12 protein-coding genes are annotated in these 16,761 nt (G+C 62.2%); 4 read left to right on the forward strand and 8 right to left on the reverse strand.

The annotated features are described in order from the left end of the window. Window position 1 precedes the first annotated feature (1 nt). The 6 genes from RSO41_RS01550 to hexR form a co-directional block, all read right to left on the reverse strand. Window positions 2-3,247, reverse strand: a complete 3,246-nt coding sequence (locus tag RSO41_RS01550) for a hypothetical protein (protein ID WP_315617110.1) — start codon at window positions 3,245-3,247, stop codon at window positions 2-4. Continuing rightward, window positions 3,235-4,110 (reverse strand): DUF4123 domain-containing protein, encoded by an 876-nt coding sequence (locus RSO41_RS01555; RefSeq protein ID WP_315617112.1) that lies wholly within the window; start codon window positions 4,108-4,110, stop codon window positions 3,235-3,237. The genes RSO41_RS01550 and RSO41_RS01555 overlap by 13 nt, the downstream gene beginning before the upstream one ends. Next, on the reverse strand, window positions 4,095-6,182 hold the full coding sequence (locus RSO41_RS01560) for a type VI secretion system Vgr family protein (protein ID WP_315617114.1): 2,088 nt from the start codon (window positions 6,180-6,182) through the stop codon (window positions 4,095-4,097). Before RSO41_RS01560 ends, RSO41_RS01555 begins: the two co-directional genes overlap by 16 nt. A 164-nt stretch (window positions 6,183-6,346) precedes the next feature. After that, a complete protein-coding gene (locus tag RSO41_RS01565; RefSeq protein WP_315617116.1) occupies window positions 6,347-6,865 on the reverse strand; it encodes an Hcp family type VI secretion system effector in 519 nt (172 codons plus the stop codon). Between the two features lie 320 nt (window positions 6,866-7,185). Continuing rightward, a complete protein-coding gene (gene uvrD / locus RSO41_RS01570; RefSeq protein ID WP_315617118.1) occupies window positions 7,186-9,390 on the reverse strand; it encodes a DNA helicase II in 2,205 nt (734 codons plus the stop codon). A 170-nt stretch (window positions 9,391-9,560) separates the two neighbouring features. Next, entirely contained in the window at window positions 9,561-10,421 is an 861-nt protein-coding gene (hexR, locus tag RSO41_RS01575; RefSeq protein WP_275288035.1) for a transcriptional regulator HexR, read from the reverse strand. A gap of 243 nt (window positions 10,422-10,664) precedes the next feature. On the opposite strand from hexR, the gene RSO41_RS01580 reads away from it, so the two are divergent. Further along, the gene (locus RSO41_RS01580) at window positions 10,665-10,877 is read left to right on the forward strand and encodes a PA3496 family putative envelope integrity protein (protein WP_013334182.1); all 213 of its coding nucleotides are present in this window, start codon (window positions 10,665-10,667) and stop codon (window positions 10,875-10,877) included. 99 nt (window positions 10,878-10,976) lie between these two features. Here the strand turns inward: RSO41_RS01580 and RSO41_RS01585 are convergent, their stop codons facing one another. Both RSO41_RS01585 and RSO41_RS01590 read right to left on the reverse strand, forming a co-directional pair. Then, on the reverse strand, window positions 10,977-12,317 hold the full coding sequence (locus RSO41_RS01585; protein WP_315617125.1) for a sodium-dependent transporter: 1,341 nt from the start codon (window positions 12,315-12,317) through the stop codon (window positions 10,977-10,979). 326 nt (window positions 12,318-12,643) lie between these two features. Continuing rightward, the gene (locus tag RSO41_RS01590) at window positions 12,644-13,504 is read right to left on the reverse strand and encodes a DUF72 domain-containing protein (protein ID WP_315617127.1); all 861 of its coding nucleotides are present in this window, start codon (window positions 13,502-13,504) and stop codon (window positions 12,644-12,646) included. Window positions 13,505-13,801: 297 nt separating this feature from the next. Here RSO41_RS01590 and nrdH point away from each other — a divergent pair, with 297 nt between their 5' ends. Genes nrdH through nrdE form a run of 3 tightly spaced genes read left to right on the forward strand, consistent with a single transcriptional unit; the run spans window position 13,802 to window position 16,621 of the window. After that, a complete protein-coding gene (nrdH, locus tag RSO41_RS01595; protein ID WP_315617129.1) occupies window positions 13,802-14,026 on the forward strand; it encodes a glutaredoxin-like protein NrdH in 225 nt (74 codons plus the stop codon). A gap of 14 nt (window positions 14,027-14,040) precedes the next feature. Further along, window positions 14,041-14,445: a class Ib ribonucleoside-diphosphate reductase assembly flavoprotein NrdI gene (nrdI, locus tag RSO41_RS01600; RefSeq protein WP_315617131.1), complete on the forward strand. Its 405-nt coding sequence runs from the start codon at window positions 14,041-14,043 to the stop codon at window positions 14,443-14,445. 37 nt (window positions 14,446-14,482) lie between these two features. After that, on the forward strand, window positions 14,483-16,621 hold the full coding sequence (gene nrdE, locus RSO41_RS01605; RefSeq protein ID WP_410000309.1) for a class 1b ribonucleoside-diphosphate reductase subunit alpha: 2,139 nt from the start codon (window positions 14,483-14,485) through the stop codon (window positions 16,619-16,621). Window positions 16,622-16,761 lie beyond the last annotated feature (140 nt).

The following is a 16,761-nucleotide window of genomic DNA, read 5'->3' on the forward strand; positions in this document are numbered from 1 at the left end:
CTTATGTCTCCCGATAAGTGGCTTCTTTGCCGCGGGGTGTCTGAACGAAGTGGCAGTGGGTGTCCATATCCTGCCCAAGGCGGCTGGTAATGCTTCGATATTTCTCACGTGCTTTTTGTGCTTCAAAATTGTCCGTTAATCCATGTTTCATAAACTGATCCAACTGATAGCGACTCTCACAGTAGGCACGCCCAAAGGCCTGGCGTCTGGCGCTTTCATCGTCGCTTTCATTGCTACTTTCATCGCCACCTGCCTCGGCGCCGCTGTACTCCCCATCCACCGACATCCTGGCCACGGCCTTCTCGAACAGGCGCTGGGCGGCGCGTCTTGGATAGTGGCCGTTCGTATAGCCCTCTTCGATCCATTCCAGGCATTGGGCGATGGCGATCTGTTGCAGATCGATCGCCTCATTGCGACCGTAGCGTTTGCCTCCGATTTCATAGCCCAGAAAGCCCGGCGCCGCTCTCAGCACATGCAGCAAGGGCCCCATAGCTTCGGGTGGAAGATGCTGCACCCAGGCACGCAACTCTCTTGCTCTGGCCGGGTTGGATGCCGTATCGACAATGGCATACGCGATCGGCCCGGCGCGCTCCGAGCGGGTGAAACCGGTATACAGGTCATCCAGGGTATCCAGGCCGCGTAGGGCCAGCATGCCAACATCCACCAGCAACATCGTCTGCACGAAGAACAGCTTGCGAAAGCCGTCGAAGGCCTCGGGGGTGATCCAGTCAACCACCTCGTATTCGTTGTCGACCAGGGCCTGGTGCAGCATGCCCATCCAGGGGTCCAGCCGGTTGGGGTCGAGAGTGACGGTCAGCTTGCCGCCGTAGCCGACCTTGAAGACCAGCCGCCCCTTGAGGGTCAAGACGAACTTGCCGTCCACCAGGCCAAGCTGGAAATCCGCCGTGGCGCCGTAACCCGCCAGTGCTTCGCCGGCCAGGGTCGCGCTGGAGAGGTTGCCCCAGTCATCCAGCGGGGCACTGAGCAGGCCAAGTTCGTCCAGGGCGGCGTACTTGGGCAGGCGTTGAATGATGTCGCGAGGCGGTTTCCAGCGCAGCGCCACGCTGCACTCCACCCCGATACCGACCCCGGCGAAGGCATCGAAGGCGCTGGCCGTGCCCGCCGTGTTGGCCTGGTCGAGACCGACCACCGATACGCCGTTGTGGTCGAGGCTCAACCCTGTCTCGGTGGCAAGCGCCACACTGGCACCGGCAAAGCCCTTGAGCACCGGCTCGAGTTGCAGCGAATAACACCCCAGGCTGCGGCGCTCGTTGCCTTTGTTATGCAGGGTGACGTGTATGGGCGATGCCTGGGTTTCGTCGGGGAGCGAGAAACGCCCCAACGAGAGTTCGCCGCCCAGCAAGTTGAAGGTGGCTTCTACCTTGGCCGAGAGGCTCGCCTTGCCACTGCCACTCGGCGGCGTCGCGGTCGGTTGGCCGATAGCGGTCGATTGCGCCGACACCCCGCCCTGTGTGGCGGCCGATGCACTGCCTTCCATGAATTGCACGGATAGCGCGGGCGTGGTGGCTTCGACCTTGTCGGGCCGGTCGGCCACAAGCGAGTCATTCAGATCGCCCTGGCGCATGCCGACCATGCGCAGGTACTGGGCCTGCGCCGAGGCATCGAACAGGCGCAGCACGTCGCGGGAGGGGCCGGTGAACAGCATGTTCTGCAACGCCTGGCCCCAGGCCTCGCGCTTGCCTTCCAGCCCGTCGATCTGCAAGGCCTGTTCTTCGAGATAGGCAAAGAAGCGCTCGGGCTGGAACAGCCCCATGGGTTCATCGTGCCATTCGCGGCGCCAGTCGATCGCCTGGCAGCCCCGACCGGCGAGCCAGATGGAAAGCGCATTTTCCTCGGCCTCCCACAATTGCCCAGGGAGAGCGCCGTCGCCGGGCAGGGCGCGCGTCAGGCCATCGTGCTCTTCGGCGTTCATGGCCAGGGCGGCCAGTTGATGCAGACTCAGGTGACTGAGCGACTTGGACCCGAGCGGTGAGCTGAATTCACGCAACGGGAAGTTATTGCGCACCACGACCTGAACACTGCGCTTCCTGTAGCCGAGTGCATGCCGCGGGTTGTCGACATCGGCATCCCAGAACAGGCTTCGTCGCGGTTGCATGGCTTGCGTTGCCTCGCGTGCCACCGCATAGACCGCATCCAGTCGTTGGCAGTACTGCTCGTAACGCCGGCGTTCGTCACCCAGCAGGAAGACGGGCAGCGTTGCCTGTCCCGCCGTGCTGTCACGCCAGTCGTCCAGCTTGGCTCCCATGGCGGAGGTCAACGCCGGCAACTCACCCAGCAACTCGAGGTAGGCATCGAAGGCGCGAATCCCCCCTTGAACACCAGACACGCGCCGGGTGCTGTTCGCCAGGGCGAATTCCGGCGTGGCGACGCCCATGGAGGCCAGCCGGAGAATGCTCTGCAAATACCCGGCCTCAACACTGCCATTCGCCTCGTCGAGATAGTCCGCATAGTTGAGGACATCGCAGGTGCTCAGTGCCTCTTCCGGGTTGCGGGTCTGGCAACTGGACATGTACCGATTGGCCTCCTGAAGCGCTTCCTTCCATGCTTCCCCCTGCGTCTGGGCCCGCAGCACATAGGCGGCGCGAGATTGCTGGTAGGTGCCCAGCGCAGCGTCTATCGCGTTTTCCCAGGCGCCGTAGTAGCGATCTCCTTCGACCTCGTAACCCTGCTCCTCGGCGGCTTTGCGCCCCTGTCCTTCCAGTGCGGCGATCTCGCCCTTGAGTTCATTGATCTTCCGGCTCGCCCGGCGAATCGATGCCCCGCGGCTCGAAGCCTTCTGTGCGTTGGCATCAACGAGCTCACGTTGCTTGTTGCGATAGGTGTCGCGCTGCTCCGGGGTCATGAAGCTCTCGACACTTGCCGGCATGATGCAATCGGTCAATCCGGACTCGGCATTCAGCTTCTGCAGGCGACGTTGCGGATCGCTCTCAGCAACGATGCCGGCGAGCTGATCGGCCGCTTCATGCAGGGCGTCGGAGACTGACTGCGTCAACAGCCAGAAGCTGCCGGTGCCGCTCAAATACAGAATGTCGGCCCACTGATTGTCCTCGCAGGGGTGAGGGGGCTCGGCCCCCACCTCATCGCCGCCCGGCTGGACCTCGCAGCCGGACAGCTCATGGACTGTGCGCTCCGGTGGTGTCGAGGCTGCGCCACCATCGGCGACCTGCCAGTCCCCTGTGTTGGAGTGGCCCCTTGCCGCGCCATCGTCCTTGATCAGATCATCCATTGAGTGACATCCCTTGCTGCCGCTTGCGACGACTTATTAATGCACTCGCGCATCGCCTCGACTTTCTTCCATGCCGGACGATTGGCCTCGAGGAGTTCTTGAATATCATGGCGCTGCCACCACCCTGGCTGCTTCAACAACGGTAACAAGGCTTCGAGATGTCGGGGCCGCGTAATGCCGTGCTGATTGAGTATCTGCAGCCCCTGAAGCCATTCCGAGTCGAGCTCATCGAGCCGAATCTCTAGCCGCTCGGCCAGAAACCAGGCTCGCGGCGCCGCTTTCAGCGCGGCTTGCATCTCGCGCGTCAGGCGTGGCGTTGCCTCCGAGACATCGTCCGGCGCCATTTCCTGCCAGGCTTGCCATCTGCCTTGAGGAGTAGGCGTGGAAATACCACCGAGCGGTGCCAGCCATTGCCTCAGAAACCGCCATTCTGCACTGCCCAGCAAGGCCGTCAGTACCCTCGGGTCCTGCCAATTGACCAGCGATTGCCCACCCTGGGCATCGTTCCAGACGACCATGTCTTGCAGATACTCGAGCAGATCGACAAAGGCGACATTCGGCGCCAGTTGACAGCACCAGCCCAGGCAGCGCTGTCGACAAAGCGACTCGGCGTTACGCCAGGCATTGCTATCGGGAGAGACCCTGATGAGCCAGGGGCTGGCCTCCTGCAGAGGTGCCATTGGCGTGCCGGCCAGCAGCACGGCATGTTCCTGCACCCCTTCACAGCCGAGCAGGTCGCGACTCGCTGCAGTGGCCCGGCGTTGATCGATGATCAGGTCGATGGGGCGATCCGTTCGTATCCAGGCCGCGGGGGCGCCCGAGACATAAGCCCTTTCGGGCAGTCGCGCTAACCACCCATGCATGGACAGTCCTCCCGCGTGCACTGGGTGTCGCTGATTTTCCCGCAGAGAGGCAGCATGGCGGCGCTGGAAACTTGGTAATCGAGCAGGCTCGGCAGCCTTTGCGGCTCCACCGTCTTATGCTGTTCCGGCTGAGCCTCCCCCGGCCGCAGCGGTGCCTGGGCGCTCTGGCCGGTGCCGCTGCCGGGGCTGCCGCCGGCGTTGATGCGCACACTGGGGCCTCCGATGGCGATGCCGCCGCCGTTGACGTTGAGAAAGCTGCCGCCGGCGGTGAGAGCCAGTTCGCTGCCGGCTTCGATGACCACCTTCTGGCCCGCCTTGATGTGCAGCTCGCGGCCGCTCTCGGTCAGCCAGGCCTGGCCGGCGTTGATATGCAGGCTGCCGTGAATGGTCAGGTGGTGGGCACCGTCGCTCTTCTCGCGCCGCTCGCCGCGCACGCTGTGGTGCTCGTTGCGGTCGAGCTCGCTGATGCGGTCGCGCTTGATCTTGAGGTCGCTGTCGCGGCCGACCTCCTCGGTACGGTCGTGGCGGGTCAGCAGCTCCAGGTCTTTCTGGGCGTGCAGCCAGATCTGCTGCTGGTCGGCCTTGTCCTCGAAGCGCAGTTCATTGAAGCCTTCACCCTGATGGGTCTGGGTGCGCAGCACGGTGCGCGTCTTGTGCGCCGGCAGTTCGTAGGGCGGCACGTTCACCGCGTGGTGGGTGCGCCCGGTGATGATCGGTTGATCGGGGTCACCCTCCAGGAATGAGATGATTATCTCGTGGCCGATCCGGGGGATGGCCTGGAAGCCATAGCCGCCGCCGGCCCAGCCCTGGCTGACGCGAACCCAGGCGCTGGCGGTCTCGTCCGGCTTGGCGTAGCGGTCCCAGGGGAACTGCACCTTGACCCGGCCGTGTTCGTCGCAGTAGATCTCTTCGCCCTCGGGGCCGACCACGAAGGCGATCTGCGGGCCGTCGACACGCGGTTTGGGCTGGGGGTCGGCCTGCCAGGTAATGTCCGCCGGGGCCAGGCTCAGCCGGTTGTTGAGCGTGGTCTGGCCGTCGGCCTGCACGGCGTCTTCTTCCAGGGCCTGGGGCTGGGTGCCGTGGTGCGCCACGCTGACCACCTGCCAGTCGCCCGGGGCCGGCAGGTCGTCGCCGCCGAGCGTGAAGCGGCGGCCGGGCGCCAGCTCGGCCAGGTTGCTTTCGGCCTCGGCGGTGGTCGCGTCGCGGCGCAGCCATTCGAGACGGTGGCGGGTGAAGGCCTTGCCGGAGGGATCGGCCTTGAAGCGCCCGGGGTAGTCGAAATGCTCGTACGCTTTCTCACGGGCACCACGCTGGGCATGCTGGTCGAGCCCCTCGCCCTGCTTGTCGTGCAGCTGTGCATAGGCGGGCTGCTTGAAGCTGTAGTCCTTGAGGGCGGCGCTGGCCGGGCGCACGCGACTGGTCTGGCGCAGGCGGCGCACATGGGTCTCGGGCGGTGTGCCACCGGCGCGGGAATGGTAGGTGCGCTCGCCCAGCGAGCTCAGCGCCTGGGGCGAGTCGGCGAACACCAGGCGGTGAATGCCGCCCTCGGCGTCCTCGAACTCGTGGAAGAAGCTGAAGCCTTCCTCGGCGGCCAGGCGCTGGATAAAGGCCAGATCGGTCTCGCGGTACTGCACCACGTATTCGCGCTTGGCGGGCTCGCGGGTGGCGGCGAAGGCCACGTCGGTGAGGCCATTTTCCTCGCACAGGGTGTTGATCACCGTCAGCGGCGAGACGTTCTGGAAGATGCGCGAATTCTGCCGCAGCGAGAGTCGCCACAACGCCGGGCGAATGGTGACGTGGTAATGGGTGCGGCGATGGCCGCGATCCCCGCGGGCGAACTCGCTGACCACGCCGTGCACGCGACGGGTCGACCGGTCGTCATGCCAGACGGTGAGCGTGGCCCCGCTTTCCAGCAGATCGCCGGGGTTGAGGTCGGGACGGCGGCTGGCGGCCTCGACCTCCAGAGTGAAGGGCGCGGAAAGTGCTTCGTCGAGGCGGAAGTCGACCACTGCCAGATCGAGACCGTCGCCGCCGGCCAGGCTGAGCGTGAAGTGCCATCCCTTGGCGCGCATGGCGTTCCTCCTGGAAGCCGTTTCTTGGATATGGTGCCATTCGGCAGCCGTCGTGGAGAATCACATCCGGGTCATCCACGACGGCTGCCCGGGCCAATGCCCAGGCAGCGGATTCCACCCGTGCGGCCTGAACCGAACCCAGGCCGCCGAGTGGCATCGGGGTGTTAACCCTCGATCGGCGCGCGCCAGTCGTCGGAACCGGAGGTACCGGCGACGGTGTGCTCCCAGTCGATCTTGCGGTAGGCCAGGGAGACGTCCATCAGTTGAGTAAACTCGGACTTGTTCGAGTCCTGAGCATGCGGCATGCGCAGGTTGATATCGACGATGGTGGCGTCGGTCAGGGTGGTGGTAAAGAAGTGTTCCTGCTTACCCTCTACCGAGGTGCGGTACCACTTCAGCTCAACGTTGGGCAGCATTTCCCCGGAAGCCAAGGCGTTGTACAGCAGCGGCACGGCCTTGTTCAGGGCCACGGTGAAGATGAACGGCTTGTGGGCACGCTGGCCGGCCGGCTGGCCGGACTGCGGGTCGGTCGGCACGGTGACGATGTGCTTGAATTCCTGAACCAGCATCTGGTCTTCGTGGCCCTCGACATAGATGTTGCCGACGGACTCGGGCGTGAAGGCACCGGCGGTGATGTTGCCCTGCGTCTGACCTTCGATGCTGATATAACATGGTGTTGGCATGAGTCGATTCCTTGACCGTGAATTCGCTGGGCGAATTTCGTTGAACGATTGGCGAATGTCCAAAGGACGCCCTGAAAAGGGCACTTTTAGTGCCAATTCATGCCATTTCTATTTAATTCAATAAGATATTGTAAATTCAAAACAAACGTAACGGGCAAATCGAGCAAGATCTTGCCTGGAAGCGAGCAAGAAGTTGCCCAGCGGGCAAGATCTTGCTCGATTTTTCGGGGCTTATGGCGCTTTTATTACGATGATTCTGTGGATAACTTGACGGGCCGCCGGACAAGACGGCCACCTTCTTCAAGCCGTGAAACCCCAACCTACAAAGGCGTCAACTTGGCGAAGCCAAGCACGAGCCACTTGTCACCCTCGCCCTCGAAGCTGACCTGGACCCGGGCGCGCTCGCCCTCGCCTTCGGCGTTGAGGATCACGCCTTCACCGAAGACGGGGTGACTGACACGCTGGCCGAGCGACAGCGACGGTAGATCCGTGCCGCCTTCGACGCCGTTCTGCTGCAGGGTCGGCGTGGGGCGCGAGGTGGTGACGGGTCGCGAGATCTGACCACGCAACCTGACCTCTTCCATGAAGCCTTCGGGCACCTCGCGCAGGAAGCGCGAAGGCCGCTGGAAGGTCTCCTTGCCATGTAGCCGACGCAGCTCGGCATGAGTGAGGTAGAGTTTTTTCATGGCCCGCGTCATGCCCACGTAGCAGAGCCGCCGTTCCTCTTCGAGACGCCCGGGTTCTTCCATCGACATCTTGTGCGGGAAGAGGCCTTCCTCGACACCGGCCATGAAGACCACGGGAAACTCCAGGCCCTTGGCCGAATGCAGCGTCATCAGCTGCACGCAATCCTCGAACTCGTCGGCTTCGTGATCGCCAGCATTGAGCGCCGCCTCGGCCAGGAAGGCTTCCAGAGCGGCCATACCTTCACCGGCTTCCACGCCTTCGAAGGCCTCGCTCTGGGTGAAGGCCTTGGCCGCCGTGACCAGTTCCTCCAGGTTCTCGACCCGAGCCTGGCCCTTCTCGCCCTTTTCGTTGCGGTGATGCTCGACGAGCCCGGTGCGTGCGTTGACGTGGTCGATGATATCGTGGAGCGACAGCCCCGACGCCTCGTTGTCGAGCTGTTCGATCAGGTCGGCGAAGGCCTGCAACGACGAAACGGCACGACCTCGCAGGCTGCCGTCCGAGGTGGCATCGTGCAGGGCTTGCCAGAGCGAATCGCCGGTCTGACGGGCCCGGTTGCGCAGGGTCTCGACCGTGCGGGTACCGATGCCACGAGCCGGCACATTGATCACCCGTTCCAATGACGCATCGTCGTCACGGTTAAGCAGCAGACGCAGATAGGCCAGGGCGTTTTTGATCTCCAGGCGCTCGTAGAAACGCTGACCGCCATAGATCCGGTAAGGCACGCCCTGACGAATCAGCGTCTCCTCGATGACCCGTGACTGGGCGTTGGAACGATACAGAATGGCGATCTCGCGACGATTGACGCCTTCCTCGACGCGCTCACGAATGGTGTCGACGATGTAACGTGCCTCGTCGAGGTCATTGAAGCCGCCATACACCGAGATGGGCTCGCCCCGGTCCCCCGCCGTCCACAGCTCCTTGCCCATGCGTTCGGCGTTGTAGCGAATCAGGGCGTTGGCGGCATCAAGGATCACGCTGGTGGAGCGATAGTTCTGCTCCAGGCGTACCAGCCTGGTGTCCGGGAATTCCTTCTCGAAGCGACGGATATTCTCGATACGCGCCCCGCGCCAGCCATAGATCGACTGGTCGTCATCGCCGACCACGGTCATCGGCGTACGCATGCCGGTGAGCAGTTTCAGCCAGGCATACTGCAGCGTATTGGTGTCCTGGAACTCGTCGACCAGCACATGGCCGAAACGCTCCTGGTAATGGGCCAGCAGGGCGGGGTTGTCGCGCAGCAGCTCGAGGCTGCGCAGCAGCAGTTCGCCGAAATCGACCAGGCCGCCGCGCTCGCAGGTCAATTGATAACGCTCGTACAGCTCGACCATCTGCGACAGATAGGCGTCGCCATGGGCATCCACCTGATGGGGGCGCAGGCCCTCCTCCTTGCACCCCGAGATGAAGGACTGCACCTGACGCGGCGGGTAACGCTCGTCGTCGATGTTGTAATCCTTGAGCAGACGCTTGATGAGGCGAAGTTGATCGTCGCTGTCGATGATCTGGAAATGCTGCGGCAAACGCGCATCCTGCCAGTGAGTGCGCAACAGGCGGTGGGCGATGGAGTGGAAAGTGCCCACCCAGACATGTCGCAGCGAAATGCCCAGCAAAGCCTCGAGGCGCGTGCGCATCTCCCGGGCCGCCTTGTTGGTGAAGGTCACTGCCAGCACGGCGTAGGGCGAAAGCCCCTCGGCCTGCATCAGCCAGGCGATACGATGCACCAGAACCCGCGTCTTGCCCGAGCCCGCGCCGGCCAGTACCAGCATGTTGCCCTGGGGAGCACTGACGGCCTCGCGCTGGGCCGGATTCATCTGATCGAGGATCGCCGTGACGTCGTCCATGGGGAAGGCATCGCTGCTCGGAAAATGGAGCGGTAGGTTAACACAAGCCGTAAGCCGTAAGCCGTAAGCCGTAAGCCGTAAGCCAGAGAACTACCCTCGAAGCCTGAGGTCATGAGTTTTCTTACAGCTTACCGCTTATAGCTTACAGCTCCTGAGCCGGCTACGCCGGCTCAGGACTCGTCTTCTTCCGGAAAGCGCAGCGGGTTGAGGCTTCGCTTCACCGCCTTGAGCTGTTCGGCGAGCTTGGGGCCGCGAGTCTTGGCCACGCCCACCGCCAGCACGTCGACCAGTACCAGGTGGGCGATGCGCGAGCTCATCGGCGTGTAGATCTCGGTGTCCTCGTGCACGTCGATGTATAGCGGCAGGCTCACTTCACCGGCCAGGGGGGTGTCGCTCGGGCATAGGCCGATCACCGTGGCACCAGCGTCACGCGCCATCCGCACGCTGGCCACCAGCGCCTTGGTACGGCCGGTCTGAGAGATCGCCACGACCACATCGCCTTCCTTGAGGGTCGCCGCCGACATGTTCTGCATGTGCGGATCGGTATAGGCGGCCGTGGAAATCTGCAGGCGGAAGAACTTGTGCTGGGCGTCGAAGGCCACCGCTCCGGAGGCGCCGAACCCGTAGAACTCCACGCGATTGGCCATGGCCAGGGCATTGATCGCCTGGCTGAGCGATTCGTTGTCCAGCCGGTCGCGGACCGATAACAGGGTGCCAACGGTGGAATCGAAAATGCTCTGCGAGAATTCCGCCACCGAGTCGCTGTCGTTCATGGAGAACTGCGCGAACTGGCTGCCCGTGGCCAGCATCTGAGCCAGCTTGAGCTTGAAGTCCTGAAACCCGTTGCAGCCCAGCGCCCGGCAGAAACGCACCACCGTGGGTTCGCTGACCTTGGCTTCGGTGGCCAGGTCGACGATGCGCATGTGGATCACTTCTTCGGGGTTGCGCAGCACGAAACGCGCCACTTTCTGCTCGGAGCGACGAAAATGCTCCATGCGGCGTCTCATTTCATCGAACAGGCCAAGGCTCACGCGGCACTCCTTGTTGCGACTCGCGGGCGTTATCTCGGCGTCCCGCGCATGTGTTGAGGGTCTCGATGTACACAGTATGCCCCAAGCCGTTCGGCAATGCGCACCCGGGGATTCATCGAGTCCATATGACAGACGTTGGTTGACGTGGCGTCATCATTCTGTCAAGTGGGGTATAGTAAGAAGTGCAGTGTCGGGCAGCGTCATTGGATGCCGGCACATTCACTGCAGACAGGAGAGTCGATCATGCGAAAAGCCGAACGGTTAACCTCCGTCAAGAGCGAACTTCTCGACATCTTCATGAGCATGGAAGTCAGCGAACACGAGCAGCGTTCCCGCACCGCGGCCCAACGCAACCTGCGCGCTCGGCGCGGTATCGAACTCCACGAGGAGTTCAAGCGCCTGAGCCAGGATATCGCCGAGCTTCCCGAGGACGAACCGAACGACGATATGCACTGATCACCAGACTCTCCACATGGCGTCTGACGCCAACACAAAGCCCCGCCGAAGCGGGGCTCAGGGGGGTGTCACCCTTGGTGACACGGCATCGCCGGCTTCTCAGAGGCTGGACACGAACACCGCAACCACCCCTATCGGAGCGACAAAGCGTGACACGATCGTCCAGATCATGGCGCCGGTGTCACCGAAGCCCAGCTCGCGACGCACGCTATCACGATCCAGCACCCAGGCGACGAAGACGATCGCCATCAGGCCCGTCAACGGCAACAGATACTTGCTGGTCAGGGTGTCGAGGAAGTCGAACACGTTGAAGCCGAAAATCAGCACGTCACTCCACACGTTGAACGCGAGCAACGCCGAGATTCCCAATGCCCAGGTCGCCACGCCCGCAACCAGGGTTGCGCCGACACGCGACAGCGGGGTGCGTTCCTCGACGAACTCCACCACCGGCTCCAGCAGGGAAATCGCCGACGTCAGGGCGGCAAACGTCAGCAGCAGGAAGAACATCAGTCCAAGGATGATGCCGCCTCCCATGTTGCCGAAGGCCAGCGGCAGGGTGACGAAGATCAATCCGGGGCCGGAGCTCAGGTCGAGGCCATTGGCGAAGACAATCGGGAAGATCGCCAGGCCGGCGACCAGGGCCACCAGGGTATCGAGGATGATGACGGTCCGAGCAGTCTTGAGCAGATTGACTTCCTGCCCCAGGTAGGAGCCATAGGCCATCATGATGCCCATGCCCAGGGACAGTGTGAAGAAGGCTTGACCCATGGCTGCCAATACCACGCCACCATCGAGCTTGCCGAAATCGAGATTGAACATGAATCCGACCGCCTCACCGAAGTGGCCGGTGGTCATGCCATAACCCACCAATACCAGCAACAGCACGCCGAGCGCGGGCATGAGGGTGCGAACGGCTCCCTCCAGCCCCTTGGTCACGCCACGAGCAACGATACCGATCACCAATAGCATGAAGATCGAATGGCCGATCAGCAGCAGCCCTGGATTGCCCAGCATGCCCGTAAACAGTGCATTGATACCATCGGCGTCCTGGCCGCTGAAGGCTCCGGTCACCGAACTCAGGGTATAGTACAGCGACCAACCGCCGATGACGCTGTAGAACGACAGGATCAGGAAGGCCCCGAGAATGCCGCTGACCCCGACCAGCATCCAGATGCGGGGCTGTCCAGCCCCCTTGGCCAGATCGCCCATGGCATTGGCCGGGTTGTTCTGGCCACGACGGCCGATCAACCATTCCGCCACCAGGATCGGTAGCCCCACCAGGGCGATACACAGCAAGTAGACCGCCACGAAGGCCGCGCCACCGCTATCGCCTACCATGTAGGGGAATTTCCAGATATTGCCCAGACCGACCGCGGAACCGGTTGCCGCGAGGATAAAGGTCAGTCGGGATGACCATTGTGCATGGGAAAGTTTCGACATGTTTCACCTTGAGAGTGCGTGTCGTCATTGATCGATCGGATGCAATGACGGCGTTGTGCTTGTAGTCGTCACGTCCGCGGTACGTCGGATCACAACGGACCGCTTCCAAGGGCATGACAGGTGCCGAGCAGGATCGCTGCCAGGGCGACGTCCCGTCACCGTTCGCACAATGTAACGGGAACCTCGAGGGGTTCGAAGACAAAATCACGCCGGGTAAGCGTGAATGCCCGCAATACCCCATGGCAAGTGACGATCAAGCCGTAAAAATATCTGATCATACGCTTGATGGCCAGCCGCCGGCCTGCCACGTCGATCATCGAAAAGGCTCAGAACAGCTCGACTTGCCGCTCTCCGGCAAACTCGGGCAGGGGCGGCGACCCGATATGCGTGGCAAGGGCATCGTGAAGCCGACGTGCTATCCGGGGGGAATGGCGATTATCGGCAGTATGCACAAAAAGGAAAGGGCTTATCCCCTGTTTTATCCACAACGCCAGCCTGGCGATCCAGGGGTGGAAATAACGGTCATTGATATCGGCATCGACATGGCCGATAAAACGCACCACAGGAAAATTTCCTGTGGAAATCACATGTAGCGGGCGCTTGGGCTTTTCGTCCTGGGCCTTGATCATGCCGGGGTGGCCCTGGGCCGAGGTGGAAAACAGTGGACGGACATCGAGCATGACACGATTGGCACCCTGACTTATCAACAGCCTGTTGAGTTCTATCTCGGCCGCCCCCTTGTGGAAAAATTCACTGTGGCGAACTTCCACAGCACAAGGAACATCGCTTGGCCAGCGCGCCAGCAGGGCCCGCAGTCTGGGCAGCTCCTCGGCCCCGAAATCCCGCGGAAGCTGGACCATCAAGGGACCGAGCCGCCCGCGCAGAGGATCGAGCGCCTCGAGAAAGGCGTCGAAGGACGACTCGATACCATCCAGCCGGTGCTCGTGAGTCAGGCTCGACGGCAACTTGAAGCAGAACCGGAAATCGGTCGGCACCTGGCGAGCCCATGTCGCCACGGTTTCCGGCTTCGGCGCCCCGCTATAGAAGGTGGTATTCCCCTCGACCGCGGAGAATACCCGGGCGTAGTCGCCGAGGTAACCTTGCGCGCCGCCGTGGGGCGGATAAAGGCTACCGCGCCAAGCGTCGTTGGCCCACATCGGCAGTCCCAGATGCAATCGTCCGCTCATCGCTGCCTGCCCACTCCTGGCCCCATTGGTCGCGCATGAATCGAGCATCACACTATACCGAGCCTCCAGGCTCTCGATCACCCATCCTCTGCTGAAGTGCCACGCCCTTTCGTGAAAGGGCGCTTCACGGGGCTTTCATGGCTCATCGGAAAATGCGTCGACAACACCATATGTTTGTCTAGAATGGATGATAGATACCATATCTTGTATAATAATGGCGTCGCCGTCATGATGGCGTCATTCGGGGCATTCGGCCCGATGGTTGTGACGAGACTTTTTTAACTGAGAATCTATATCATGTTTATTAAGATTTATAGCTCGCCCGACTGCATGCAGTGCCATGCCACCTACCGCGCCCTCGACAAGCAAGGGCTCGATTATACCGTGGTGGACATCAGCGAAGAGCCCGAGGCGGCCGATACCGTTCGGGAGCTCGGCTATCGCCAGTTGCCCGTGGTGGTTGCCGCGGACGACCACTGGTCCGGCTTCCGCCCGGAGCGCATTCGTCAGTTAGCCGGCTGACGGCGGAGACGAACGTGAGCGAACTGGTCTATTTCTCGACGCGATCGGGCAACACGCGCCGTTTCGTGGAGAAACTCGGCCTGCCCGCCCAGCGGATACCGTTGAGCCGCGATGAGCAGGCCCTGCGCGTGCATCGCCCCTTCGTGCTGGTGGTTCCCACCTATGGCGACGGCGATCCCGCCACGGCCGTGCCCGCTCCGGTGATCCGCTTTCTCAACGATGCGCACAATCGGGCCCTGATCCAGGGCGTGGTGGCAGGCGGCAACACCAATTTCGGCAGCGCTTACGGCCTGGCGGGCCGCGTCATTGCCCACAAGTGCCAGGTACCGCTGCTTTATCGCTTCGAGCTGATGGGCACCCCCGAGGATGTCGCCAAGGTACGTGAGTGCCTGGCCACGGAGATCGACAATGCTGGATGACACCCTGACCCACCCCGACGACACAGAGGAAACGGCGATGGCCTCCGCCGAACATGCGGCGCCAAAGGTGCTGGACTTTCATGCGCTCAATGCCATGCTCAACCTCTATGACGCCGACGGTCGTCTGCAACTGGATGCCGACAGGGAAGCCGCGCGTCAGTATTTCCTGCAGCACGTCAACCAGAACACGGTGTTCTTCCACACCCTGGAAGAGAAGCTGGATTACCTGGTCGAGGAAGGCTACTACGAGGGCGAGATCCTCGCGCAGTACGACGCAAGCTTCGTCAAGGCGCTGTTCGATCAGGCCTATGCGCTGAAATTTCGCTTCCAGAGCTTCCTCGGCGCCTTCAAATACTATACCAGCTACACCCTGAAGACCTTCGATGGCCAGCGCTATCTGGAGCGTTTCGAGGATCGCGTCTGCATGGTCGCCCTGACCCTGGCCCGCGGCGACGAGGCGCTGGCCCGGACCCTGGTCGACGAAATTCTCCATGGCCGCTTCCAGCCCGCCACGCCGACCTTCCTCAACTGCGGCAAGCAACAGCGCGGCGAGCTGGTCTCGTGCTTTTTGCTGCGCATCGAGGACAACATGGAATCGATCGGCCGCGCCATCAACTCCGCGTTGCAGCTGTCCAAGCGCGGCGGCGGGGTAGCCTTCTCGCTCAGCAATGTGCGCGAGGCCGGTGCACCGATCAAGCGTATCGCCAACCAGTCATCGGGCGTCATCCCGATCATGAAGATGCTGGAGGACGCCTTCTCGTACGCCAATCAACTGGGCGCGCGACAGGGTGCCGGGGCGGTCTATCTCAACGCGCACCATCCCGATATCCTGCGCTTTCTCGATACCAAGCGCGAGAACGCCGACGAGAAGATCCGCATCAAGACCCTGTCGCTGGGCGTGGTGATTCCCGACATCACCTTCGAGCTGGCCAAGCGCAACGAAGCGATGTACCTGTTCTCGCCCTATGATGTCGAACGGGTCTACGGCGTGCCCTTCGGCGATATCAGCGTGACCGAGAAGTACCAGGAAATGGTCGACGATGCGCGCATCCGCAAGACCAAGACCGACGCTCGGGAACTCTTCCAGACGCTCGCCGAGCTGCAGTTCGAATCCGGCTACCCTTATGTGCTGTTCGAGGATACCGCCAACCGCGACAACCCCATCGCCGGGCGTATCAACATGAGCAACCTGTGCTCGGAGATCCTGCAGGTCAATTCGCCCAGCGTTTACGACGATAACCTGGATTATCGCCGGACCGGCGAGGATATTTCCTGCAACCTCGGCTCGCTGAACATTGCTCGTGTGATGGATTCCCCGGACTTCGGTGCCAGCGTCGAGACCGCCGTGCGTGCACTGAGCGCGGTGTCCGAGATGAGCGACATTCGTTCGGTACCCTCTATCGCCGAGGCCAATGCCCGTTCCCACGCCATCGGCCTGGGGCAGATGAACCTGCACGGTTATCTGGCTCGCGAGCACATCCATTACGGTTCCGAAGAGGGGCTGGATTTCACCAACCTCTACTTCTACACCATTACCTACCACGCCGTGCGCGCCTCGAACCGCCTGGCCATCGAGCGTGGCGAGTCCTTCGCCGGCTTCGAGGACTCCGCCTACGCCAGCGGCAGCTATTTCGACAAGTACACCGAAAGCGAATGGCAACCCAGGACACAGCGGGTTCGGGATCTGTTCGACCAGGCCGGTATCCGGATTCCCACGCGCGAGGACTGGCGCGAGCTCAAGGCCTCGGTCATGCGCCATGGCCTGTTCAACCGCAACCTGCAGGCGGTGCCGCCGACCGGCTCGATTTCCTACATCAATCACGCCACCTCCAGCATTCATCCGGTGGTGTCGAAGATCGAGATCCGCAAGGAAGGCAAGCTGGGACGCGTCTACTATCCGGCGCCCTACCTCAACGATGACAACCAGGACTATTATCGCGACGCCTACGAGATCGGCCCCGAGAAGATCATCGATACCTATGCCGAGGCCACGCAGCATGTCGATCAGGGCCTGTCGCTGACGCTGTTCTTCCGCGACACGGCTACCACGCGGGATATCAACCGCGCGCAGATCTATGCCTGGCGCAAGGGCATCAAGACGATCTACTACGTGCGGCTGCGTCAGGCAGCCCTGGAAGGCACGGAAGTGGAAGGCTGTGTGTCCTGCACACTTTAAGATAACCGTCTTCAGGCAGGGGCATGGGGACAAGCCGAGAGGAGGTCCGACGCCAGGGAAGGCGTCGGTAGCGTACAGGGATGTATTTACAGCGCCTCCTCGTAGGCTTGTCGCCAGAGCACTCAGTTTCTAAAGAATGT

Origin of the sequence: Halomonas sp. I1 (genome assembly GCF_032334135.1) — a bacterium.
GTDB lineage: Bacteria > Pseudomonadota > Gammaproteobacteria > Pseudomonadales > Halomonadaceae > Halomonas.

Excerpts from the sequence above, each read along its gene's own strand:
- RSO41_RS01590 (WP_315617127.1), bottom strand. The coding sequence starts at position 13,504 with ATGAGCGGACGATTGCATCTGGGACTGCCGATGTGGGCCAACGACGCT.
- RSO41_RS01580 (WP_013334182.1), top strand. The coding sequence starts at position 10,665 with ATGCGAAAAGCCGAACGGTTAACCTCCGTCAAGAGCGAACTTCTCGAC.
- uvrD (WP_315617118.1), bottom strand. The coding sequence starts at position 9,390 with ATGGACGACGTCACGGCGATCCTCGATCAGATGAATCCGGCCCAGCGC.
- RSO41_RS01565 (WP_315617116.1), bottom strand. The coding sequence starts at position 6,865 with ATGCCAACACCATGTTATATCAGCATCGAAGGTCAGACGCAGGGCAAC.
- nrdE (WP_410000309.1), top strand. The coding sequence starts at position 14,483 with ATGGCCTCCGCCGAACATGCGGCGCCAAAGGTGCTGGACTTTCATGCG.
- RSO41_RS01550 (WP_315617110.1), bottom strand. The coding sequence starts at position 3,247 with ATGGATGATCTGATCAAGGACGATGGCGCGGCAAGGGGCCACTCCAAC.
- RSO41_RS01555 (WP_315617112.1), bottom strand. The coding sequence starts at position 4,110 with ATGCATGGGTGGTTAGCGCGACTGCCCGAAAGGGCTTATGTCTCGGGC.
- RSO41_RS01560 (WP_315617114.1), bottom strand. The coding sequence starts at position 6,182 with ATGCGCGCCAAGGGATGGCACTTCACGCTCAGCCTGGCCGGCGGCGAC.
- RSO41_RS01585 (WP_315617125.1), bottom strand. The coding sequence starts at position 12,317 with ATGTCGAAACTTTCCCATGCACAATGGTCATCCCGACTGACCTTTATC.
- nrdH (WP_315617129.1), top strand. The coding sequence starts at position 13,802 with ATGTTTATTAAGATTTATAGCTCGCCCGACTGCATGCAGTGCCATGCC.